This is a genomic window from Bacteroidota bacterium, from assembly GCA_040388375.1.
GTDB lineage: Bacteria > Bacteroidota > Bacteroidia > UKL13-3 > UKL13-3 > JAAFJM01.
Genome location: JAZKBU010000007.1, coordinates 411797 through 435929 on the forward strand (window position 1 = coordinate 411797; position 24133 = coordinate 435929).

Sequence of the window (24133 nt, forward strand, 5' to 3'; positions counted from 1 at the left end):
TATGGAAAAAGAAAATATTCAAACTAATTCAACTGAAAGACAAACCATTTTTGACGAAAACTCATTAAGTGTTAGGGTAATACTTGCCAAGTTTTTGGTTTTTTTACCTTATTTTATAATCAGTGTTTTTATAGCTATAACCTTTGCTTATTTTATTAACAGATACGCTACTCCCCGATTTGCTTTAAAAACAACCATTTTAATTAAAGATAAAGGCCGTAACTCTTTTGACGGATCTGAAACATTTTTACAAGGTTCATCTTTAATCAATGCCTCAAAAAATATTGAAAATGAAATTGGTATTATCAAATCTCGCTTCTTGGTAGAGGAAACCATTAACAATCTGAATTTTGGCATTTCATACTACTATCAGGGAAAAGTAAAAACATCTGAATTGTATCCTAATGCTCAATTTCTTATTGAAATGGATACAAACCATTTACAACCTTATGGTGTACCTATTTATATTCACTTTTTAGCCAACAACCAAGTTGAGCTAAGCAGTAAAAACAAGAGCGGTTCGGTATTAATACCTTATAATGAAGAAAAAATAAATAACGTTTCGGGTGCTATTCCAAAACAAAAATTCAACTTAAATGAAGATATAAAATCAGAGAATTTTAAATTTAAAATTATTCTTTTAGACCCTTCTTTAGTGAATGACGATGAAAACATTTACTACTTTGTATTGAATACAAAAACCACATTGGTTAACCAGTATGCAGGTAGTTATGGGGTTAAACCTATTAATAAAACATCATCAATAGTTGAAATAACAAAAGAAAGTGGTTATCCTGAAAAGGATGTGGTTTTCTTAAATAAATTAGGTGAAACTTATATCAATATGGGCTTGGAAGAAAAAACCCGTATTTCAAAAAATACGGTTGGTTTTATAACTGACCAGATTAACGATATACAAGACTCTTTAAAATTCATTGAAGACAATTTACAAAGCTTTAGGGCAACCAATAAAATTGTAAATATCAGCGATGAGGGTAAGTACATCATGGAAAAATTAACTTCTATTGAAAAGAACAAAGCAATAGAAGAATCTAAACTGAATTACTATACCTACTTATCGGATTACATTAGCAAAAACAAAAAGATAAATGAAATTATAGCGCCTAGTTCTATGGGTATTGGCGACCCTTTACTGAATTCTTTAATACTTAGCTTATCAGAATTATATGTAAAAAGAATAACGTTACAAAACAGCATGCAATCTGCAAACCCTGCTTTGGCTGAAATTGATAACGATATTTTAAACATCAAACAAACCTTAGTTGAAAACGTAAAAAATATTAAAAAGCAATCGCAAATAGTGATTGAAGATTTTGACAAACAAGTAGGCGAAATTGAAAAAGAACTTAATATTTTACCTAATACAGAGCGTCAATTATTAAACCTAAACAGGAAGTTTACCATTAGCGATAAACTATATACTTATTTATTGGAAAAAAGAGCAGAAGCAGGCATTGCAGGTGCATCTGTTGTAGCTGATAATAAATTTGTAGATAAAACCATTGTAACGGGACGTACTTATCCGAAAGCAAGTAATAATTATCTTATTGCTTTGCTAATAGGTATATTGATACCTGCTGTTGTTATTTCTTCATTAGAAGCATTCAATACCAAAATAAATAACCACAAACAACTACAAGCGGCCTCGTCTATACCATTGATTGGAAATATTATCCATAACGTAAAGAAGAATCCATTGGTTATACAAGAAAGCCCGAAATCAAGTATTGCAGAATCGTTTAGAAACTTAAGGAGTAACTTAGGTTATTTTATTAAGAAACAAGACAAACAGGTTATTTTAGTTACCTCAACCGTGAGTGGTGAAGGAAAAACTTTCGTTTCTATGAACTTAGCTTCGGTTATTGCTATCAGTGGAGCCAAAACTATTCTTTTGGGGGTGGATTTACGTAAACCCAAAATTTTCCAGGATTTTAAATTAGATAACTCTATTGGTTTAACCAATTACTTAATTGGCAGAGCATCAAAAGAACAAATTATTCAAAAAACAAAAATCAGTAGCTTGGATGTAATTACGGCCGGCCCCACTCCACCAAACCCATCTGAATTATTAATTACCGATAAGTTTTTTGATTTATTGGTTGAACTGAAAAAAGATTACGAATACATTATATTAGATACACCACCTATTGGATTGGTAGCTGATGGATTGGATTTAATGAAGTATTCTGATATTATTTTATACATTGTTCGTCAACGCTTGAGTCGTAAAAATTATTTAAACTTAATCAACGATGTGCGCAATGGAGATAAAACCAAAAACATAGGTTTGGTATTTAACGATGTGAACTTTGCTCCTATTTATGGCTATGGCTACACCTATGGTTACGGTTATGGCTATGGTTACGGTTATGCATATGGATACGGTTATGGCTACAGCTACGGTGCTAATTCATCATACAGTTATGGCGACAACATTGAAATAGATAAAAAACCTTTCTGGAAAAAACTATTAGGCTATTAATAATAACTCAACTATTTTATTAAAAACATTATGAACAATCATACAATTGCGGTAATTGGATTAGGCTATGTTGGGCTACCTCTTGCTGTTGAATTTGGAAAACATTTTAATACTTTTGGTTTCGATATTCATCAAACACGTATTGATGAACTAAAAAAAGGTTTTGACAGAACTTTAGAGTCAAATGAAGAATCAATTCTATCATCTAAAAACCTTGTTTTTACCAATCAATTGCAAGACTTAAAAGCGGCTACTATATTTATTGTAACGGTGCCCACTCCTATTGATAAAAACAATAAGCCTGATTTAAAACCATTAATCAGTGCCAGCAGCAGTGTTGGACAGGTATTAAAAAAAGGCGATATTGTAATATATGAATCAACTGTTTATCCTGGATGTACAGAAGATGATTGTGTGCCTGTACTAGAGAAATTTTCAGGTTTAAAGTTTAACGAAGACTTTTATTGTGGTTACTCACCGGAGCGTATTGTGCCGGGTGATAAGGAACGTACATTAACCAAAATAAAAAAAATAACTTCCGGTTCTACTCCGGAAATAGCTGAAACGGTAGACCAATTATACAAAAAAATTATAGTGGCCGGTACTTATAAAGCAGCCAGCATGAAAGTAGCTGAAGCCGCCAAAGTAATTGAAAACTGCCAGCGTGATTTAAATATTTCGTTTGTTAATGAACTGGCTTTGATATTTGACCGAATGAATATTGATACAACGGAAGTATTGGAAGCGGCAGGTACCAAATTTAATTTCCTTCCATTTAAACCAGGATTAGTTGGCGGACATTGTATTAGTGTTGATCCTTATTATTTAACAACCAAAGCCGAATCTCTTGGCTATTACCCGGAAGTAATACATAGCGGACGAAGAATTAACGACAATATGGGCGAGTTTATTGCCAATAAAGTGGTTAAGCTAATGATTCAAAAAAACCTGATTATAAAAGGTGCCCATGTTTTGGTAATGGGTATTACCTTTAAAGAAAACTGCCCTGACTTACGCAACTCAAAAGTAATTGATGTAATAGCTGAGTTAAAGGAATTTGGAATACAGGTTGATATTTACGACCCACAGGCAGATAAAGAAGAAGTAAACCATGAGTATGGCTTAAGCTTAATTGACAATTTAGCCAATAACCATTATCAGGCTGTTATACATGCAGTTTCTCATACAGAGTTTCAAGCTATCAATATAAAAAATTTACTAAGCGAAAACGGAGTTATTTATGATGTAAAATCTGTACTGCCAAAAGAAATGGTAGATGGCAGGTTGTAATCGAATAGCATAAAAACAAATATTAAACTATTATGAAAGTTGTATTATTAGCCGGAGGATTAGGCACCAGATTAAGTGAAGAAACATCGCTAAAACCAAAGCCAATGGTTGAAATAGGCGGTATGCCTATTTTATGGCACATCATGAAAATTTATTCAAGTTACGGATACAATGATTTTATTGTTTGCCTTGGATACAAAGGATACTTGATTAAAGAATACTTTGCTAATTACTTCTTGCATAAATCAGATGTAACCATTGATATGAATGACAACTCTATCAAAGTACACGATTCGAAAGCTGAGCCTTGGAAAATCACATTGGTTGATACCGGTATTAACTCTATGACGGGCGGACGTATTAAACGCATTGCACCACACGTAAATGGAGAAGCATTTATGCTAACCTATGGCGATGGAGTTGGTAGTATTGCTATTGATAAACTGGTAGCACACCACAAACAAAGTGGCAAGTTATGTACCGTAACAGCTGTACAACCTTCAGGTCGTTTTGGCGCTTTAAATTTAAACGAAAACAACGATGTGCTTTCTTTCCTTGAAAAGCCTAAAGGCGATGGTTCATGGATTAATGGCGGATTTTTTGTTTGTGAGCCTAAGGTATTTGATTATATAGATGGTGATAGCACTATTTGGGAAAGAGAGCCTATGGAAAAAATAGCCAGTGATGGACAAATGACTTCCTTTAAACATGATGGCTTTTGGAAACCAATGGATACCTTACGTGATAAGCAAGAGCTAGAATCGGATTGGAACGACAATAAAGCTCAGTGGAAAATTTGGTAATACGATACCAAACTCAATAAACTATTAAAGCATCATTTCTCAAATGGATTTTTCTATTTATAAAAACAAAAAAGTATTTCTAACAGGACATACAGGCTTTAAAGGCTCATGGATGTTGGCCTGGTTACATCAATTGGGTGCAACCGTAAAAGGTTATTCATTAGCCCCTGAAAATGCTTCTGATTTATACCACACCATTAATGGGGATTCTCTTTGCGAATCGGTTATAGCTGATATAAGAAACAAACAAAAACTGGAAGAGGAAATACTTTCCTTTCAACCCGATTTTATTTTTCATTTAGCAGCACAACCATTGGTACGTTTATCGTACGAAATTCCGTCAGAAACTTTTGAAGTAAATGCCATTGGTACTGCGCATGTATTGGATGCGGTAAGAAAATTGGAAAAACCATGTACAGTGGTTTTAATAACTACTGATAAAGTATATGAAAATTTAGAATGGCATTACCCTTACCGCGAAAATGATCGCTTAGGCGGTTACGACCCATATAGTGCGAGTAAAGCTTGTGCTGAATTGGTAATAAGTAGCTACCGCAATTCTTTTTTTAATACGCAACATTACGATGAGCACAAAAAAAGTATAGCCAGTGCCAGGGCAGGAAACGTTATTGGTGGCGGAGATTGGGCCAAAGACAGAATTATACCTGATATAGTGAAAGCTTTGCAGAAAAATGAAACCATCACTGTTCGCAATCCTAAATCAATCAGACCATGGCAGCATGTATTGGAACCAATAGCCGGTTATTTACACTTAGGTTTAAAGTTATTGGAAAACCCGGTAACTTATGCTGATGCATGGAACTTTGGCCCTTTTGCTGAAGATAATTTAGTGGTGGAAGATTTAGTAAAAATAGCTTTGAAAATATGGGGACATGGCGAATACCATACTCCTACCCTCACGAAACAACCACATGAAGCGGGTTTATTGAAACTGGATATTAATAAAAGTATCAATGACCTGCATTGGAAACCAAAATGGAATGCCAAGGAAGCCATTGAAAAAACACTTACTTGGTACTTTAATAATAAACCTGAATTGAGCTATCAACAGGTAATTAATGATATTGAAAGCTACCAAAAACTGTAAGTAAATATGCTAAAGTATATTGATATAATCAGGGGATTAGCAGGCTTGTTTGTTTTCATTACGCATTTTAAACAATTTTTATATGCTAATTATCCGAATACATGGTTGCTAAGACCTATTGCTATTTTAGATGATAGTTTTCTTTTTGTTTTTGGTGCTAACAAAGGGCTTCATCCGGCAGTAATTATATTTATAGTATTAAGCGGATTTTGTATTCACTTACCGCATGCTAAAAAAACCAATTTTGATGGCGCATTCTGGAAAAACTACTTTGCCAGGCGCTTTATAAGGATATTCCCTACTTATATATGGGGTTGTATTTTAGGTATTATTGCTATCAATTTATTTGCAACTACCAGTGTTTCGTTTATACAAACCATTGTTAAGGATTTAATAGTTATAGTACAATACCCATTTTTACCCAATATTGATGTACCATTGGGAAACCCTGTATTGAGTACGGTTATTGTTGAAATGCTATTGTATGTATTTTACCCAATATTTATTTATACGAGAAAGAAACTGCAGATTATACCGCTGGCCCTTGGGTTTATGTTGTATTGCTTAAATATATTGTTTGCCTTAAAAGGTTACGATACTACCTGGGTTGGTCGTAACTTTTTTGCTTTTTATATATTCTGGGTTTTGGGAGCTTATGCTGCTGATTGGTACTATAAATTTACGGTTGAAAAAACCACTATTAACCTGAAACTATACAATGGGCTTATAATACTTTCATTAGGTGTTTATATACTATTGGGTTCATTCGTTCAGTTAAAAGGTATTCACTTGTTATACTCCTTACTATTAGCTGTTATTACCGGGGGGGCTTTACTTACCTTAAGCTTATTAGAAAAACAGCAGCCCAGCAATAGCAAACTAGTTGACTGGATTTGTAAATTAAGCTTAGTGAGCTATACCATTTATGCAACGCATTTTGCATTGATTGAAATTGTAAATAAAGTAACCACCCGATTTAATGTAAACAACCCATCATTAATTTTGCTGATAATAATTGTTTGTATGTTGTTATCGTACCTGTTTGTTGAAAAACCTAGCCATATTTGGGCTAAAAAACTAAAAACTAAATCTTAAAAATAGCATGCAAAAACACAAGGTATTGGTTTTAGGGGCTACAGGTTTTGTGGGTAGTCATATTTTCGAAGACTTAAGTAGTGCTTTTGATACGTATGGCAGTAGCAGGAAAGCAAACGGTGCTAATCAGATTCAATTTGATATTACAGATGAAACCACATGGTCATCTGTTTTAGCTATTGAGCCAACTATTATAGTGAACTGTATTGGTTATGGTGTAGTAAAGAATGAGTTGGATGTAAAACAAATGTTCGATATAAACTATACTTTAACGAGCAAGTTGTTTGATTTTATTTTTAGCAAACTACCCGATACTTTTTTATTTCATATAGGCACTGCTTTTGAATACAGTCTTAATCAAACCAAACTAACAGAAGACAGTATTTGTTGCCCGCAAACTTATTACGGCATTAGTAAGCTAATGGCTTCGCATTATTTATTAAGCCATAAGAATTTTACAAATTATACCATTTTAAGGCCTTTCAGCATGTTTGGACCTTATGAGCATGAAAGTAAAATAATACCTTATTTAATAAGCGCTCAAAAAAATAAACAAGCCATTCCTTTGTCAGCCGGTACGCAACAACGCGACTATTTTTTTGTAAAGGATTTGAGCAACTTTATTAAAACATTAATTAACAAACCCCATAACAGCATACCCAACCTACTCAATGTTGGAAGCGGAAAAACGTATTCTTTAATTGATTTAGGAAAAGCCATTGCGGCTCAATTACCTGATTTCAATGAGGAGTATTGGCAATGGGGTAAAATACCCTCAAGAGTGGGTGAAAGCGATGCCTTTTACAATGCATCCAATTTAGCTTTTGACAATGGCTTTGAAATAAGTCCATTAAACAAAGGTTTTGAACAAACAATAAAATATTATTTAGAAAATGTATAGCAACTTTAACGGCAGTATTGAAGATTCATTAAGAGCCATTGCACACAACAAAACAACTAAAACCTACGAACCGGGTAAAGATTATTTACCTGTTACAGGAAAGGTATTAGATGCTGATGATTTATTACATGGAGTAGATGCAGTATTAGACGGCTGGTTAACTACCGGCAGGTTTGGACCTAAATTTGAAAAAGAGTTTGCCCAGTATTTTGGCTCACGCTTTTCCTTCTTAGTAAACAGTGGTTCATCGGCTAATTTATTGGCTTTTTATGCGCTTACCTCGCCTAAATTGGGTGAACGTGCTATTAAGCCCGGTGATGAAATAATTACGGTAGCTGCTGGCTTTCCTACCACGGTTAACCCAATGATTCAGTTTGGTTGTATACCCGTTTTTATTGATGTAGATATACCTACTTACAATATAAAAACTGAGTTATTAGAAGAAGCTTTAAGCCCTAAAACAAAAGGTATTATGTTGGCGCATACGCTAGGTAATCCGTTTAATTTAGATGCGATTATGGCTTTTGCTAAAAAACATAATTTATGGGTAATTGAAGATGATTGCGATAGTTTAGGCGCTACTTATAAAGATAAAAAAACGGGCACTTTTGGCGATTTAGCCACTGTTTCCTTCTACCCTGCCCACCATATTACCATGGGTGAAGGTGGTGCGGTATTGGTAAACAATGCGCAACTAAAAAAAATAACCGAAAGCTTCAGAGATTGGGGACGCGACTGCTGGTGTGAGCCGGGTAAAGACAATACTTGTGGCAAACGTTACGACCAGTGTTTAGGAGAATTACCACATGGGTATGACCATAAATATACTTACTCGCATATCGGGTTTAACTTAAAGGTAACTGATATGCAAGCAGCTATTGGCTTAAGCCAATTGAAAAAAGCTGATTATTTTGTACAACGCAGAAGAGAAAATTATGCTACTCTTTATGAAATGCTTAAACCATTTGAAGAGCATTTTATATTACCAGAACCAACGCCTCATAGCAATCCTAGTTGGTTTGGTTTTTTAATTACCATAAAAGATAGCAGCCCTCTTGATAGAAATAAACTGGTTCAGTATTTAGAAGAAAATAAAATTGGTACCCGTTTATTATTTGCTGGTAACTTATTACGCCAACCTGCATACAAAGGTGTTGAACACCGTATAGTTGGTGGTGGTTTAACCAATACTGATACCATTATGAATCGTTCATTCTGGTTGGGTGTTTGGCCCGGATTAGAGGTTAGACATTACGAATACATTATTGATAAACTAAAAGCTTTCATTAACAAGTAACATTGGATAATCAAGAGGTTTTTATTTCTGTTTGTATTCCAACTTATAACAGGGCTGATTTTTTAGTAAGCTGTATACAGAGCGTATTAAATCAAAACTATAGCAATTACGAAATTGTAATTTGCGATAACCAAAGTACAGACAATACGGAAGAAATAGTTAAATCGATTACTGACTCAAGAATACGTTATATAAAAAACAGTGCTAACGTAGGGCTTTGGGGCAATCACAATGAATGTATAAAAAATGCCAAAGCCAATTGGATATTTTTTCTGCACAGTGATGAACTGCTGGAAAATAAAGAAGCCTTACTGGTATTCTCTAACACTATTCAACAGGTTAATGATGACGTAGCCGTTATTATTACCTCGGGTGACAGGCCTGCCATTAATGAGTACCAGGCTTTAAAACCTGATGCAGCATTGATTGAACCAACTGAAGCTTTGTTTCTTTCCTTAACAGGCATTGGAAGTCCATCGGGTATGTGTTACAATAAAAATGCATTGCATAAAACCGGTGAATTCAGAACAGCCAATGAGTTAATATGTACCAGCGACCATGAACTACTAGCCAGATTTTCGGCTCTTAATTATCAATTCTATCTTATCAATACTCAAATACTAAAGGTAATTGAAGGTGATCACCGAATGACCAATAAGGTAAACAAGTTTGATTACATCAATGGATTTAAAATATTGTATGGCGATGCAAAGTCGAATCCGAACTATGCAAAAACGTTGGCGTTTTTTTATAACAACACAAAACATTGGTCAGGCCATTTTATAGCACTTTTTATATTAAGGCTTAGTTATGTGGAAAGCAAAACCACTTTGCTAAGGTTTATATTACTGGCTTTTAAAAAGCGTTCTTTGTTAACGAACAACATTTTTTATTATGGCTTAGCTAACTTTATGTTTGGTAAAAACAGTCATTATAAACTACTTAAATACGTAGGTTAATGAACCAAAACGCACAAAAAAAACGTGGTGTATTTGTTCAGTTAATTGCATCTTATACCAATACAGCTTTTGCTGTTATTAGCGGTTTGTTTTTTGTACCGCTTTACTTCAGGTATATTGACATAAACACATATGGTAGCTGGCTGGCTTCGGGTAATGTTTTAAATATGCTCAGCATTATAGAAGGTGGGGTTGCTATTGTTTTTTCGCAAAAGGTGGCTGCTTTTTATGGAGCAGGCAAAGGCAAAGAATTTGCTGTTAGCACTGCTTCCGGCATAAGTATCAGTTTTTCTATTGCGTTCTTAATTATGATAGCTGCTTTATCATTATCACCCTGGGTTCCTTATTGGGTTAAAGCTGATGCAGCAAATATATCAGGTATAAGATGGGCTTTTTTATTTGCAGGCTCAGGTAGTGCATTAGCTATTATTAATTCAGCCATCGTTGTAATACCAAGAGCCTGGCACAAAAACGAATTCACTTCTATTACTGCTTTGGTGGCATCATTAATGGGTTTGTTAGCTATTTTTTGCTCACTTACTTTTTTCAATGCAGGCATTGTATCGCTGGGTATTGGTTCATTTACCAGAAGCTTAATAAACCTGGTGGGTAACAGCTTTTATACCATAGGTAAATGGAAGCATCATTGTTCGTTTAAACCAGCATTTCAGTTTAACGATTTAAAACAATTAATGGTAACAACACTCCCCGTATTTGGCAGTAACTTTTTAGGCGCATTGCTCAATAATTCAAAAGAGTTGTTATTAGCAATTTTAGTAAACCCGGCTAGTGTAAGTATTTTATCTATTACGGCCAGGTTATTTGGTTTAATTGTAATGGTTATCAACCCACTTTCCTCTTCTTTATTTTCGGCACTTTCAAGCCTTTCATTGAATAAAGAAAAGTTGTTTTACTGGATTCCAAAATTGTTCAGAACCTACAATTTTGCTTCGGGTATTATGTTTGGTATGGCCATATCAGTTAATGCATGGTTTATTAGTTTTTGGGTAGGTGCTGATAAATTCGGAGGTATTGAACTATCAATATTGCTGGGTATTTCGGCTTGGTTAACTACCAAATGTAATATGAATATTATGCTCTTAAACGTGCAATCTATATTTAAGCCTACTTCGTTTATTTCGGTTGTCGATATTTCAATCAGGATATTTTTTATAGGCCTCTTGGTTTTATCGGGCATCCAATTTAAAATAATTTACCTCCCATTAATTGAGTGCTTTTCTATCCTATTCTCAGTGCTTTACCTAGAGTATAATTTATCGAAAAGCTTAAACGACAATAGCTCATTTAAAAACAATGCATTCCATTTCTTTTACTCATTAATACAGTATGTAATTATTGCAGTATTGGTGTATTGGGTAGCCAATTATGGTTTAATAAAAGTAAGTTATTTAAACAGCTTATATCAACTGGTACTAGCCTCGTGTGTTAGTTTAATAGGGTTTGGTTTATTCATAGCCCTTTACCCTAAAAACAGGGCAATGGTTCAGGAAACATGGGCATTAATAAGAAAGAGAAGTTAGTTAAATGAATTCGGGGAAAAAGTTTGGGGTAATGATATTGTTTTTTGATTGCGAGCAATTCATTTTAAAAACAATTGAAAACTGCGCTCCTTTCGTTGACAAAATATATATTAGTTATAGTCCACAACCTTGGTCAGCTTATAATGCTGATGCGCCTAGTTTGTATGCCAATCGGTCAAACCCCGAAATACTAAAACAATCGGTTTATTTTGATAAGCTGGAACTGGTACAAGGAGTTTGGGAAACGGAGGAAGCACAAAGAAATGCCTGCCGCACAAAAGCCATTGCCGATGGTATGGATTATTTAATAGTGCAGGATGCTGATGAGTTTTATTTGCCTGAAACCTACCAACAAAATATTGACGAAATATTAGCTAACCCACAATACAATATGTATCAATGCCCGTGGATGATTTTTTGGAAGGATACAAAACATGTTATCCTACACCGGGAACATTTAGGCGAAAGAAATACTATATATGCGGCTTGCCCATTGTTTGCCATTAACCTGCATGTTGACAATCCATTTACAAGCCGCAGGCTGACAAAGGATATTGATAATAAATTGATTTTACAAGGCATGTGCTTTCACTTATCGTATGTTTTTTCGGATGAAGAAATGGTAAGGAAAATAAATACCTGGGGACACTCGCACCAGGTAAATAAAAACTGGTTACGTTGGAAATGGCTTGCCTGGAATCCGCAAACCAAGTATTTGAATCCATTTAACAGTACGCAATGGATTAAAGCGGTTCCGTACACAGGAAAATTACCTAAAGAATTAATTGATTTTCCTACACCACCTCAAACTATCATTCCATTAAGTTTATTGGAGCAAATTAAATGTAACTGGCAAGACACTATTAGCTTGGGTTCTTTTCAGTTAAGGCAATTGTCTAAACAAGTAAAAAGGCTCTTAAAAAATTAATAATATGCTCATAATATTACCAACATTTAAGCGAATAGAAACTGTTTATTGGGTTATCATTTCAATTATTAATAATGATTTACCTGCACTAGACGAAAAGCCTCGCCTGTTAATTGTAAACAATTACCCGCCCAATAAAGAAGCCATTGAAAACATGGTGGATTCTCTTCAAAAAAAATACCCTGAAAAGGCGGCACTATGGGAGTGGATTCAATTGCACCGTAAAGAAACATTAACACCGGTAGCCAACTGGTATTCGGCTTTGGAAGAATTTGCCAAGGAAGACGAAGTAGCTTTTTTTGTGGGCGATGATGACCCATTACCTAAGTGGAGTATAAAAGTACGTTACGAGCAACTGGTATTAAACAAAGCAGATTTTATTTCGGGTAGGTTATGTTCGGGTATTTTCTTCTATCAGAATGGAAGCAAACTGCATTTTGAAGGCGAAACACCCCAATTAAGCAGCAATACTAAAACAGAAATAATAGATTACAGCAACGTATGGAGCTGGCCTACGGTGCATTTAAGCAACCATTGTTTTGTATACAACGATACTTTTAAAAAATCGCTGGCAATGGTATATGACTGGTTTGAAAGCCAGCCTGAAATAGGCGAATTTAACCGCACTTTATTCATTACTTTTTATGTTCCGCTGGCCTTATTGGTAAATAATGCCAAGATGATTGGTATTGAAGAAATTGTAGTGTACAGGGGCCAGAGTGTAGAAGAAATTATTGACAGTAAATTTGGTATCAGGTCATGGAATTTAGGTTTCATTTCTATGTTGTGTTACGATGTAATGCAAACCTTTTTACCCAACGAAAAAGGCTTAACAGGCGTAAAAAACCATTTTATTGAAACCTATAAAAAATGGTATTTAACTACCTTTTTCGACCCAAGAATCAGCCCTGCTGAAAACAAATACATTCAATCTAAGTACAAGTCGATTATCAATGAATTAACGGTAAGCGACAGACTGTATGCGGTTAAATTAATACTAAAAGACTGGTTAAAAATTAAAGGGCTTCCTTTAAAAGTAAAAGCTTTTTTGGGTGCGCAGTCAGCCGATAAAGTGTTTAAAAAGCTATTGCAAATTGATTAATAAAGCAGCTTATACTACTCTCATTACTTAAAACATCTATGAAAAACTTACTTAAACGCATATATAAATTATTTAACTCGTTGTTATTTGATCCATTGGCCATATACCGCAAATGGAGGGCATTGCCACATTTTATAAGAAACATTTTTGCTTATAAAAGTAAACAACAAGCTAATTCCAGTTTTAAAATAAGCACCAAAGACTTTTATTTTACTACGGCTGATAAGTTTCAATCATCGGGTAATTCATATGGTCATTATTTTTTACAGGATTTATGGGCTGCCAATAAAGTGCACCAATCGGATGCAAAATTACATATTGATGTGGCCTCAAGAATAGATGGTTTTGTAGCGCATTTACTTCCTTTTTGCAAGGTTGAGTATGTTGACATCAGGCCTATGGAATCGAAAATAAACAACCTTACTTATGTGAAAGGTGATATTTGTAATTTACCATACGAAAGCAACACGGTTGATAGTTTAAGCTGTTTACATGTATTGGAGCATATAGGTTTAGGACGTTATGGTGATGATATAGACCCGGACGGACATCTAAAAGGAGCTAAAGAATTAGCCCGAATTTTAAAGCCGGGTGGCACTTTGTATTTTGGCACTCCGGTTGGTAAAGAGCGTTTATGTTTTGATGCACACAGGGTTTTTAACCCGGAAACAATTGTTAAAATATTTGGCGATTTAAAATTGGTATCGTTTAGTTTAATTGACGATAAAGCGGAACAGGTTTTTGAAAATGTAAACTTAGCTGATGGAGCCCATTTAAATTACGGATGTGGCCTTTATGTATTTACCAAATAAATGATTAGCGTTCGTATTTTAGGCGGTTTAGGAAATCAAATGTTTGCTTATGCAAGTGCTAAAGCTATTGCTAAGTTTAATAAAACCGGTTTGCAGTTGGATACACACTCCGGCTTTAGAAACGATGCTTACAAAAGAAATTATGCGCTTGACCATTTTAATATAAAAGCCACTATAGCCAATAATATCAGTAACTATAAAAAGCTGTTTGGTCATTACCGCCAGTTTGTAGAACGTAAAATCAATTTATATTTACCCAATACATTTAAGTGGTATTGGCACGAAACACATTATACCTTTCATAAAGAATTATTAACCAAACCCAATAAACATTTGTATTTGGATGGTTACTTTCAGGCTCCTGCCTATTTTGACAGTATAAAAAATGAATTACAGGAAGAGTTTACTATTAAAAATCCACCTACCGATGAACTCAACCAAAGTATATTCAATAGAATTAAAGCAAGCCAGAATGTGGTTTGTGTGCATGCACGCAGGCTGAGAGCTTTGGCGGCTGATGGTTCTGTAGTAAGCACTAACGATAATAAAATACTAGGATTAGGTTATTACCAACAAGCCATTGCTTATATGCGTAGCCACTTAAACAACCCAACTTTTGTGTTATTTGGTGACGACCCTATTTGGTTACAAGAAAACTTATCGTTAAACGAAAATGAATGTATAACGGTAGGCCATAATAAAGGCGATGAAAATAATTACAAAGACTTTTGGTTGATGCAACATTGCCAACATTTTATACTTTCTAACAGTACTTTTGCCTGGTGGGCAGCTTACTTATCGGAAGCTAACAACAAAATAACCGTGGCCCCTCCTATTCGCTTTTGGGAAAACGATTCTATTTTAAACGACAGAACTTATCAAATTATAGACTAATTGATTTACTGCTAAAAACAATATGTTTTTTTCCCTAACCATTATACTCATAACACTGTTCATATTTATAAAGGCTATAAAATTGCCTTCGTTTATACCTACGCTATTAAGTATTTTGCCCTTACAACAAAGTATTTTTATTTGTTATGCTTATTTTTTTAAGGAGGGACTATTTGCGGAATACTTTATTCATAATGATATTCTGAACGATGCAGGCATTTATTATATACTCATCAATTACTGCTTATATGCAGCCTTTATTTATGGTATTTCATTTCTAGTATTAAAGAAAATAAGGTTTAATAACAACTCACTTCAGTGGTTGCAACTATCGAGTTTTAGCTTTTCGTTAGAGAAATTAATCATTGTGTACTTAGGCTTATCTATGTTGTTTTTAACCTCTACAGCATTAGATGGTTTTATTCCAAAAGTAACCCGTATAGCTTATTCGTACATGAGTTTTGTACCCATATTAGTTGGCTATTTTATTAAAAAGCTGGAACGAAAAATAGTGCTGTTATTTTTTATAGTAGTAGGCCTTTTTGTGGGTGTTAATTTATTAGCTGGTGGTAGAGGCTATTTAGTAACCATTGTTATTTCATTTACGTTGGGTCTTTTGGCTAATAAAGAAAATTACAACCTACGTAGAAAATACTTTATCACCATTGGTATTATTGCGGTGCTAGCCTTTCCATTACTTAGTTTTATTGAGCAATTCAGAACTGAAAATGAACGTGTAAGTTTTGAAGAGGTAGATGGACAAAGGCTTAATTCTTTGGTTTCGGAATACAAAACCAATACCAATAGCAAAGAGACCAACAATGATGGAATAGCCCGTTTAATTACCTGGCCTACCTTATCCGTTATACTACTTACTGATGTTACGGTACCAACAGTGGGTTTCAGCAATATTGGTAACGATTTACAGTTTATTTATACCAATACTTTTATTACCGGAAAAGGTGTGGAAGAGTCGCGTGAACAATACATAGAAAATTTATGGGGATCCTCCCCTTCCAACTTATATGATTACAACGTAAACTTATCAAATAGCGTAGAGTTTTCGTTAATGGCTGATGGTATTTGGCGGTATGGACAATTGGGTTTCTTTTACAATTTGATTATTATTATTTTAATAGCTTTACTCATTGAAAACTATATTGTAAACTCCATTAGCACAAACAATATCAGTTCATTTAAACTATTTATTTTAGGTAATACCTACCTAATTATGTACAATTCAGTAGGAGCAGAACCGCTTATAAGTATTGCGAGAAGTTTAATTTACAATATGTTCTTCTCCTTTCTGTTTTCTAAAATTATCGATTTCTATTTACATAAACATGTACTAAGAAAAGCCTTAAATACTATAGAAAATCTGTAACGTAAAATTCATTCAAAACTATTTTTAACATGTGTGGCATAGCAGGAATAATAGGAAACAATCATAGTCATGAATTAATTTATACTATAGTTGAAAAAATAAAACACAGAGGCCCTGATGGTAATGGCGTAGCATTTAGAATTAATGATAAGTCCGTTACGCTGGCTCATGTAAGGTTAAGTATTATTGATTTAAGCACTAACGGGGCACAACCCATGTTAAGCGAAAACAATGGGAACGTAATAACATTTAATGGCGAAATTTATAATTACCGCCAGTTAAAAGAAGAACTTAAATACCATTATACTTTTAAAACCAGCAGCGATACAGAAGTAATATTAGCCGCTTATGCCCATTGGGGTGTGGAGGCTATTAGCAAACTGCAAGGTATGTTTGCCCTTGCCATATACGATAAAAGCAAAAACAAAATATTAATAGCCAGAGACCGGGTCGGTATTAAACCTTTTTATTACAGGCAATACAAAGGCAATTTTTTATTCTGCTCCGAAATAAAAGGTTTGCTTGGTTTACCCGATACGCAACATACTTTAAACTTAGCCAAAACAGGTAAGTTTATTGGATACCGACAACTGGATGTTGACTACGAAACTTTTTACAATGAAGTAAAACAATTGCCTTCGGCACATTACGCCTGGGTAAATGAATCAGGTGAAATGGAAACACCCACAGCTTATTGGGATTTTCCAAAACAAGGCTATAAACATTTTGATGCCCAAACTGATAAAGATGCTTTGGTTGATTTGTTTAGAGAAACACTCAACCTGCATATGATTTCAGATGTAGAAGTAGGTGCTTTTGTATCGGGCGGTATAGACTCATCATCGGTAGCCAGTTTTGCTTTACAAAGCAATGAACAAGAAGTGTTACACACTTTTTCAGCCATACAGGTAGAGCAAAACAGCGAGAATACTTTAATAAAATACATTGTTGATCAACCCAAAATTAAACACCATTCCTTTTTACTGGATGGCACCGGTTTTTTTGATGAGTTGGCTAATGTTATTTATCACCACGATGAACCCTTATTAGATGGTTCCATGTATTCACACTATAAACTTTGCCAAATGGCATCGCAACACAAAATAAAAGTATTGCTGTCAGGTGCAGGTGGCGATGAATTGTTTGGTGGTTATCTTTCGCATGTAAGTGCTTATTTGGGTACTTTATTAAGTGAAGGTAAAATAGGTGCACTTAACAATGCCATTGGTATTATTGCCAATAACAGCGAATACAGCGTAAAACAATTATGGTTAAAAGCCATACAGGAAGCTACGCCTGTTGCATGGAAACAGTCGTTTAAAAACAAACAGTTTAATAAAAACACCGCTATACTTAACGTAGATGCGAGTGATTTAAACAGTACTTTTTATTACCATAAAGCAGATACAGCTTGGGAAAGTAATTTCTTAAACAACTATAAAAGTTGGACAGTGCCACCTTACCTGCATTACGAAGATAGAAACTCGATGGCTTTTGGTGTAGAAATAAGAGTACCTTTTTACGACCATCGCTTAATTGAGTTTGTTCGACAATTTGATACCGCTTCTCTCATGAATGGAGCAAGCAAAAGTTTAATCAGGCAATCGTTTAAAGGAATAGTACCTGAACCTATTTTACAACAAAAAGGAAAATATGGCTTCCCTTCGCCTATTGATAATTTATTAAAAAACGATAAACGTAGCAAAGAATTATTTTACGATTTGGTTCCAACAAATCCTTTTATGAAAAAAGAGTTAGCTATTCAGTTAGGTGATGATTTTTATAGTGGTAAAGCAGATTTAGGTTTATTCTGGCGTGCTTTATCATTTAGTGTGTGGTACAACAAAAACTTTGCATGAAATTAAACTTGCTTTATGTAGGCGATTTATGGACAGGCAGCACTGCTTTACAAAGGCTTGATGCACTAAAAACACTGAACTATAATATTGTTGAAATAGACTCGACACAGGTTTTAAATAAAATACAACAATTACTTTTTCGAATAAGCTTTAAACTAAAATGGCCTATTGATTTTATTGGACTCAATAAAAAAATAATTGATACTATTAATCAACAAGCCTTTGATGTACTCTGGGTAGATAAAGGTTTATTCATTAAACCAGATACACTAAAACTAGCCAAACAAAAAGGCATAAAATTAGTAAACTACAGTCCGGACGATATGATTAATAAAAACAATCAGTCCAATTACTATTTAGCAGCTATGCCTGTTTACGATGTACATGTAAGTACTAAATCGTATAACATGGAAGAGTTAAAACAACTGGGTGCTAAAAAAGTTATTTTTAGCGACAAAGGTTTTGACCCGACATTACACCACCCTGTACAACCAACAGAAAGTGAATTGCGTGAACTAGGTAGCTTGGTTGGCTTTATTGGTAGTTACGAAGATGACCGTGCAGAAAGTATAAAGTACTTATGTAAAAACGGTATTGAAGTAAGAGTATACGGGTCAACTTGGGCGCATTTAAAAAATAAAATCCCTAATTTAATAGTCGATAGCAATAGTTACTTTCATAGAAGTTATGTTACCGTATTAAACTGCATTGAAATCAATTTATGTTTTTTAAAAAAACAAAACCGCGATTTACAAACCCAGCGCAGTGTTGAAATAACAGCTTGCGGCCGCTTTATGATTGGAGAAAGAACAGCAGAGCATTTGCGTTTATTTAAAGAAAACGAAGAAGCCGTTTATTTTGATAATGACAACAAAGAAGAACTGTTAGAAAAAGTGCGTTATTATTTAGATAAAAAAGAATTACGCGATAAGATAGGGCAAGCTGCAAGAGCGCGCTGCATTGAATCGAAATACGACATTAACAGCAGACTAGAACAAGTTATACATTCCATTAACTAATTAAACCATGAATTATAAAAAAGCGGTATACGACTCATACCTCAGTTTTCATAATAAGCACTTATACGGAGCACCTTCTTTGGAAAGGTTTAATGCCCACAAAGCTGTTAATGATTTTTACTTAAACCCATTTTTACCAAACAACAAACAGGCAGCTATTTTAGATATTGGCTGTGGCGATGGTAATTTGGTTTATTGGTTGCAACAAAAAGGCTACCAACAAGCACAAGGTGTTGATGTATCAGCCGAGCAAATAGAATCAGGTTTAGGTTTAGGTATAACCAATTTATTTATTGGCGACTTAACCGGCTTTTTGCAAGACAAAGAGAACAAATATGATTTGATTATAGCCCGCGATGTATTTGAACATTTTACCAGACAAGATTTTTTTGAGGCTTTGATTGTAATAAAAAAAGCATTGAGTAAAAATGGAAAGCTGGTTATTCAGGTGCCCAATGGTGAAGGACTTCATTATACCAGTATATTTTTTGGCGATATAACCCACGAAATGGCTTATACCATGGGTTCATTGCGCCAGTTAACAATGGCTGCCGGATTTAGTCAGGTAAAAGTATTTCCAGTTAATCCTTACCCAAAAGGTATAAAAGGATTTATAAGAAGCACATTATGGAAATATAAAGTACTCGTTACCCGTTTTTGGCAAACAGTTGAACGTGGAGGTTCAAGTGGCATATTTACTGCTAATTTAATTGCGCAAATAGAGTGATAACCGTAGCTTTACTTTTTAGAGAAAAAAGACCTAACGGTTTTTCGATTGAAGAGATATTTAAAACCATTGAACGGGAACTTGCACAACAGGTGGTGTTCAAAAAGTTTTATGTCAATAAATCAAAATCGAAATTCTGGAATATTAAAGCGGTAGCTAAAATAAAAGCTGACGTGTACCATATAACGGGCGATTGTAACTATTTGGCTTTAGGCATACCACCTGAAAAAACCATATTAACCGTACATGATATTGGCCATTATGAAAACACTTTAAGTGGTTTAAAAAAATGGCTTTATGGTTTGTTTTGGTTTAAATGGCCTTTACAAAAAGCCCATCATATAACGTGTATTTCTAATTTTACTAAAAGTAAGCTCATTGAGTATTTTAAAATTGATGCTGCTAAAATTAATGTTATTTATAATCCATACCCTGCATTATTCAAAGCCAATTTAAAAACATTCAGAACCAAAACACCTATTATATTACAAATAGGTGCCGGCCATAATAAAAATACTGCCCGATTAATTGAAGCCATAAAAGGTTTAGATTGTAAGCTATTGCTTATAAACGGGCTCAATGAAAATATAGAAAAACAACTTAAACAAAATCAGATTTCATATATCAGTAAATCAAAATTATCATTTGATGAAGTATATGAAGCCTACTGTTTTGCTGATATTGTATTTTTTGCTTCCACTTACGAAGGTTTTGGATTACCCATAGTAGAAGCCAATGCAACCGGAAGAGTTATTATTACTTCAACCGTTGCTTCCATGCCCGAAATTGCAGGCGACTCTGCTTATTTAGTTAATCCATTAAGTGTGGAAGAAATAAGAACCGCTCTACAAAACATAATAGAAAACGCAGACTTAAGAAGCCAATTAATAAAAAATGGTTTTGAAAACATTAAACGTTTTGAGTCGTACGAAATTGCAAACCAATATTTTCAATTGTATTGTAAAGTAGCACAAAAATGAAATTATTAGTTTTATACGCAGAGTTAATGCCCTACAACATGGCTTGTTTTAAAAGTCTGGTGAATAATTGGGAGACAACTATTCATGTAGTAAGGTGGGATAAAAAAGTATTAACTCCTTATCAACCGGAAAATATTGATGGTGTTACTTACTATAATCGTTCTGCTTTTTCATTAGAACAAATAAAATCTTTATACAACACACTCCAACCCGATGCCATTTTTGTAAGTGGCTGGATGGATAAAGACTATTTGAAAATATGTAAAATAGCCAAGCTAAATAAAGTACCTGTTATAACCAGTGCCGACAGCCAATGGACAGGTTCCATAAAACAACGTTTAGGAGCCATTAGTGCTAAATTTTATTTTAAAAAGCTGTTTGATTATATCATGATTCCTGGTGCTTATCAATTTGAATTTGCCAAAAGAATTGGTTTTAAAAATAACCAGATTTTATTCAATTTATATGCCGGTGATGTTTCTTTTTATTCAAAATTATACCAGGAACATTTACCACAAAAAACCAATCAATATCCCAAAAACATTCTTTTTTTAGGTCGCTTTGCCGATGTAAAAAATTGCAGGTTACTCATTGATGCTTTTACAGAATTAACACATCCGCAAAAGGCAGCATGGAAAATATACTTTATAGGAAATGGACCGCTTGAAAAAGATATTCCCGTAAACGATAATTTTAAAATATATCCTTTTATGCCACCACTAGAGTTGGTTAAAGTGTTACCGAAGATTGGGTTTTTTTGCTTACCGAGTAAAAAAGAACCTTGGGGGGTTGTAGTGCATGAAATGGCAGCTTACGGGTTGCCTTTATTGATATCAAACGCATGTGGCGCAGCAACAGCATTTGTAAAAAATGCATATAACGGTTTTACTTTCCAATCAGAAAACAAAGCATCATTACAATTTCAATTATTACAACTGTTTAATAAAACCGATGAAGAGTTACTGGCAATGGGCAAAAAAAGCAACCAGTTAGCCAAACAAATACTACCCGATATATGGGCCAGTGAAATGGTTCATATTATGCAAACAAAAATAAACCATACTATAGAACAAGCGTAAATATGTGCGGAATTAGCGGATACATCAATACCAACTTATCAAAAGAAAAACTACAAAACATGTTGCTTTGCATGAAGCACCGTGGGCCTGACGATGATGGTATATTTATTTCGGCTAATGAAAAAGTGGGATTAGGACAAGTACGCTTAAGTATTATTGATTTAAGTATGCATGGCCACCAGCCTTTGTTTAGTGACGATGGAAACTGGCTTATCGTTTTTAATGGTGAGATTTATAATTTTAAAGATATAAAAGCAAAACTGCAAGCTGCAGGGCATGAGTTTAAATCAAACTCCGATACAGAAGTATTGTTACATGCTTACCAAAAATGGGGTATTGATTGTTTACAGGAGTTGAATGGTATGTTTGCTTTTGCCATACACAATATCCGCGAAAACACCACTTTTATTGCCCGTGACCGCTTTGGCGAAAAGCCATTGTATTACCAGCAAACGGCTGATAACGGATTTATTTTTGCTTCTGAAATACGTTCATTGCTGGCATCAACAGTGGTTAAACCAAAATTAAACAGGGCAGTATTACCTGAGTTTTTAGCACAACAAACCGTACATTACCCCAATACACTCATTGAAAATGTATATAGTTTAGAGCCTGCTCACTATATATTAATTGATGAAAATACTTTTGAGAAAAAATGTTACTGGCAGGCACAAATTAATCCTGTTGAAATAAGCCATGAACAAGCACTTAAGCAAGTAAGAGATTTATTTATAGACTCGGTTGATAAACGCTTAATCAGCGATGCTCCTTTAGGCGCTTTCCTTTCAGGTGGAATAGACTCTACTATTTTAGTGGGAGTAGCAGCTAACATTAACAAAACAAAATTCAATACCTATACCGTAGCTTTCGATAATCCCGCATTTAAAGATGGCTACTATTCGCAAATTGCAGCCAAACATTTTGGTACCATTCACCACGAAATAAAGTTAAGCTTAAACGATGTTTTGCATGAAATACCGCAGGCATTGCAAAGCATAGATCATCCGTCAGCCGATGGCGTAAACTCCTATTTGGTTTCAAAAGCAGTAAAACGTGCAGGCTTAAAAGTAGCCCTTTCAGGTTTGGGTGGTGATGAAATATTTGGCGGATACGCCAGCTTTAAGCAGCTATCAAACCTAGCCCAAAACAACAAATTTGTTAAACTGGTTCCTCAAGGCATTAGAAAAGGAATAAGCAATGCTGTTGTCAACACAAACTCAAGTATTAAACTGCAAAAAATAAGCGCTTACTTACAATCAGACTTAAGCATTGAAAGCAATTATACCATTACACGCCAATACTTTTTTAACAACCAGATAAAAGAGTTAAGTAAAAACAAATTTGCTGGCTATAATATTCCAAAAGAGAATATACCTCAAGCATACTCCTACTCTACTATTTCAAAACTAGAGTTAGATTATTATATGCACGATGTATTGTTACGTGATACAGACCAAATGAGCATGGCAAACTCATTAGAAGTACGTGCACCTTTTCTCGACCATCGTTTACTGGAATTAGTACTTTCTATTGAAAACAGTTATAAAACTGACCCTAGAATAAATAAATCGTTGTTTGTAAAAGCCCTGATTGATTTTATACCGGAAGAATTATTATACCGTCCAAAACAAGGCTTTGTAATGCCTTTTGACAATTGGATGCGTAATGAATTAAACACCTACTGCAAACAAAAACTAACATACCTGAAAGAAAAGGATATATTTGATGCACATGCAATAGACCATTACTGGCAATGTTATCTGAACAAAACGGGCAATGTAAATTGGGCCCGTTTGTGGTTATTGGTAAGCCTTGCAAACTGGCTTGAAACAAATAATATTAACTAATAAGC

20 protein-coding genes are annotated in these 24133 nt (G+C 34.4%); all 20 read left to right on the forward strand.

Features of this window, described 5'->3' with window-relative positions; all coding sequences use genetic code 11:
• Position 1: 1 nt before the first annotated feature.
• Genes V4538_13460 through asnB (V4538_13555) form a run of 20 tightly spaced genes read left to right on the forward strand, consistent with a single transcriptional unit; the run spans position 2 to position 24128 of the window.
• Entirely contained in the window at positions 2–2503 is a 2502-nt protein-coding gene (locus V4538_13460) for a polysaccharide biosynthesis tyrosine autokinase (GenBank protein MES2382048.1), read from the forward strand.
• Between the two features lie 30 nt (positions 2504–2533).
• Positions 2534–3793, forward strand: a complete 1260-nt coding sequence (locus V4538_13465; GenBank protein ID MES2382049.1) for a nucleotide sugar dehydrogenase — start codon at positions 2534–2536, stop codon at positions 3791–3793.
• Positions 3794–3825: 32 nt separating this feature from the next.
• On the forward strand, positions 3826–4596 hold the full coding sequence (gene rfbF / locus V4538_13470; GenBank protein MES2382050.1) for a glucose-1-phosphate cytidylyltransferase: 771 nt from the start codon (positions 3826–3828) through the stop codon (positions 4594–4596).
• Between the two features lie 43 nt (positions 4597–4639).
• Positions 4640–5704: a CDP-glucose 4,6-dehydratase gene (gene rfbG / locus V4538_13475; GenBank protein ID MES2382051.1), complete on the forward strand. Its 1065-nt coding sequence runs from the start codon at positions 4640–4642 to the stop codon at positions 5702–5704.
• Between the two features lie 6 nt (positions 5705–5710).
• Complete coding sequence (locus tag V4538_13480; protein MES2382052.1) at positions 5711–6799, forward strand: acyltransferase; 1089 nt, start codon at positions 5711–5713, stop codon at positions 6797–6799.
• A gap of 7 nt (positions 6800–6806) precedes the next feature.
• The gene (locus tag V4538_13485; GenBank protein MES2382053.1) at positions 6807–7700 is read left to right on the forward strand and encodes an NAD-dependent epimerase/dehydratase family protein; all 894 of its coding nucleotides are present in this window, start codon (positions 6807–6809) and stop codon (positions 7698–7700) included.
• Positions 7693–8997 (forward strand): lipopolysaccharide biosynthesis protein RfbH, encoded by a 1305-nt coding sequence (gene rfbH, locus V4538_13490; GenBank protein ID MES2382054.1) that lies wholly within the window; start codon positions 7693–7695, stop codon positions 8995–8997. The genes V4538_13485 and rfbH overlap by 8 nt, the downstream gene beginning before the upstream one ends.
• A gap of 2 nt (positions 8998–8999) precedes the next feature.
• Positions 9000–9956 carry a glycosyltransferase family 2 protein gene (locus V4538_13495; GenBank protein ID MES2382055.1) on the forward strand — a complete coding sequence of 319 codons (957 nt, stop codon included), beginning with the start codon at positions 9000–9002 and terminating at the stop codon, positions 9954–9956.
• The gene (locus V4538_13500) at positions 9956–11497 is read left to right on the forward strand and encodes a hypothetical protein (GenBank protein MES2382056.1); all 1542 of its coding nucleotides are present in this window, start codon (positions 9956–9958) and stop codon (positions 11495–11497) included. The genes V4538_13495 and V4538_13500 overlap by 1 nt, the downstream gene beginning before the upstream one ends.
• 31 nt (positions 11498–11528) lie before the next feature.
• Positions 11529–12425, forward strand: a complete 897-nt coding sequence (locus tag V4538_13505; protein MES2382057.1) for a hypothetical protein — start codon at positions 11529–11531, stop codon at positions 12423–12425.
• A gap of 4 nt (positions 12426–12429) precedes the next feature.
• Complete coding sequence (locus V4538_13510; protein MES2382058.1) at positions 12430–13527, forward strand: glycosyltransferase family A protein; 1098 nt, start codon at positions 12430–12432, stop codon at positions 13525–13527.
• Positions 13528–13565: 38 nt separating this feature from the next.
• Complete coding sequence (locus V4538_13515) at positions 13566–14339, forward strand: DUF268 domain-containing protein (protein MES2382059.1); 774 nt, start codon at positions 13566–13568, stop codon at positions 14337–14339.
• Complete coding sequence (locus tag V4538_13520) at positions 14340–15233, forward strand: alpha-1,2-fucosyltransferase (GenBank protein ID MES2382060.1); 894 nt, start codon at positions 14340–14342, stop codon at positions 15231–15233. It abuts the gene before it with no gap.
• A gap of 22 nt (positions 15234–15255) precedes the next feature.
• Positions 15256–16617: a hypothetical protein gene (locus V4538_13525; protein MES2382061.1), complete on the forward strand. Its 1362-nt coding sequence runs from the start codon at positions 15256–15258 to the stop codon at positions 16615–16617.
• 29 nt (positions 16618–16646) lie between these two features.
• Positions 16647–18476 (forward strand): asparagine synthase (glutamine-hydrolyzing), encoded by a 1830-nt coding sequence (gene asnB / locus V4538_13530; GenBank protein MES2382062.1) that lies wholly within the window; start codon positions 16647–16649, stop codon positions 18474–18476.
• A complete protein-coding gene (locus V4538_13535; GenBank protein ID MES2382063.1) occupies positions 18473–19495 on the forward strand; it encodes a glycosyltransferase in 1023 nt (340 codons plus the stop codon). Before asnB (V4538_13530) ends, V4538_13535 begins: the two co-directional genes overlap by 4 nt.
• Before the next feature lie 7 nt (positions 19496–19502).
• Positions 19503–20222, forward strand: a complete 720-nt coding sequence (locus V4538_13540; protein ID MES2382064.1) for a class I SAM-dependent methyltransferase — start codon at positions 19503–19505, stop codon at positions 20220–20222.
• Positions 20219–21202 carry a glycosyltransferase family 1 protein gene (locus tag V4538_13545; protein MES2382065.1) on the forward strand — a complete coding sequence of 328 codons (984 nt, stop codon included), beginning with the start codon at positions 20219–20221 and terminating at the stop codon, positions 21200–21202. The genes V4538_13540 and V4538_13545 overlap by 4 nt, the downstream gene beginning before the upstream one ends.
• Entirely contained in the window at positions 21199–22281 is a 1083-nt protein-coding gene (locus tag V4538_13550) for a glycosyltransferase family 4 protein (GenBank protein ID MES2382066.1), read from the forward strand. The genes V4538_13545 and V4538_13550 overlap by 4 nt, the downstream gene beginning before the upstream one ends.
• Positions 22282–22283: 2 nt before the next feature.
• Positions 22284–24128 (forward strand): asparagine synthase (glutamine-hydrolyzing), encoded by a 1845-nt coding sequence (gene asnB / locus V4538_13555; GenBank protein MES2382067.1) that lies wholly within the window; start codon positions 22284–22286, stop codon positions 24126–24128.
• Positions 24129–24133: the final 5 nt, after the last annotated feature.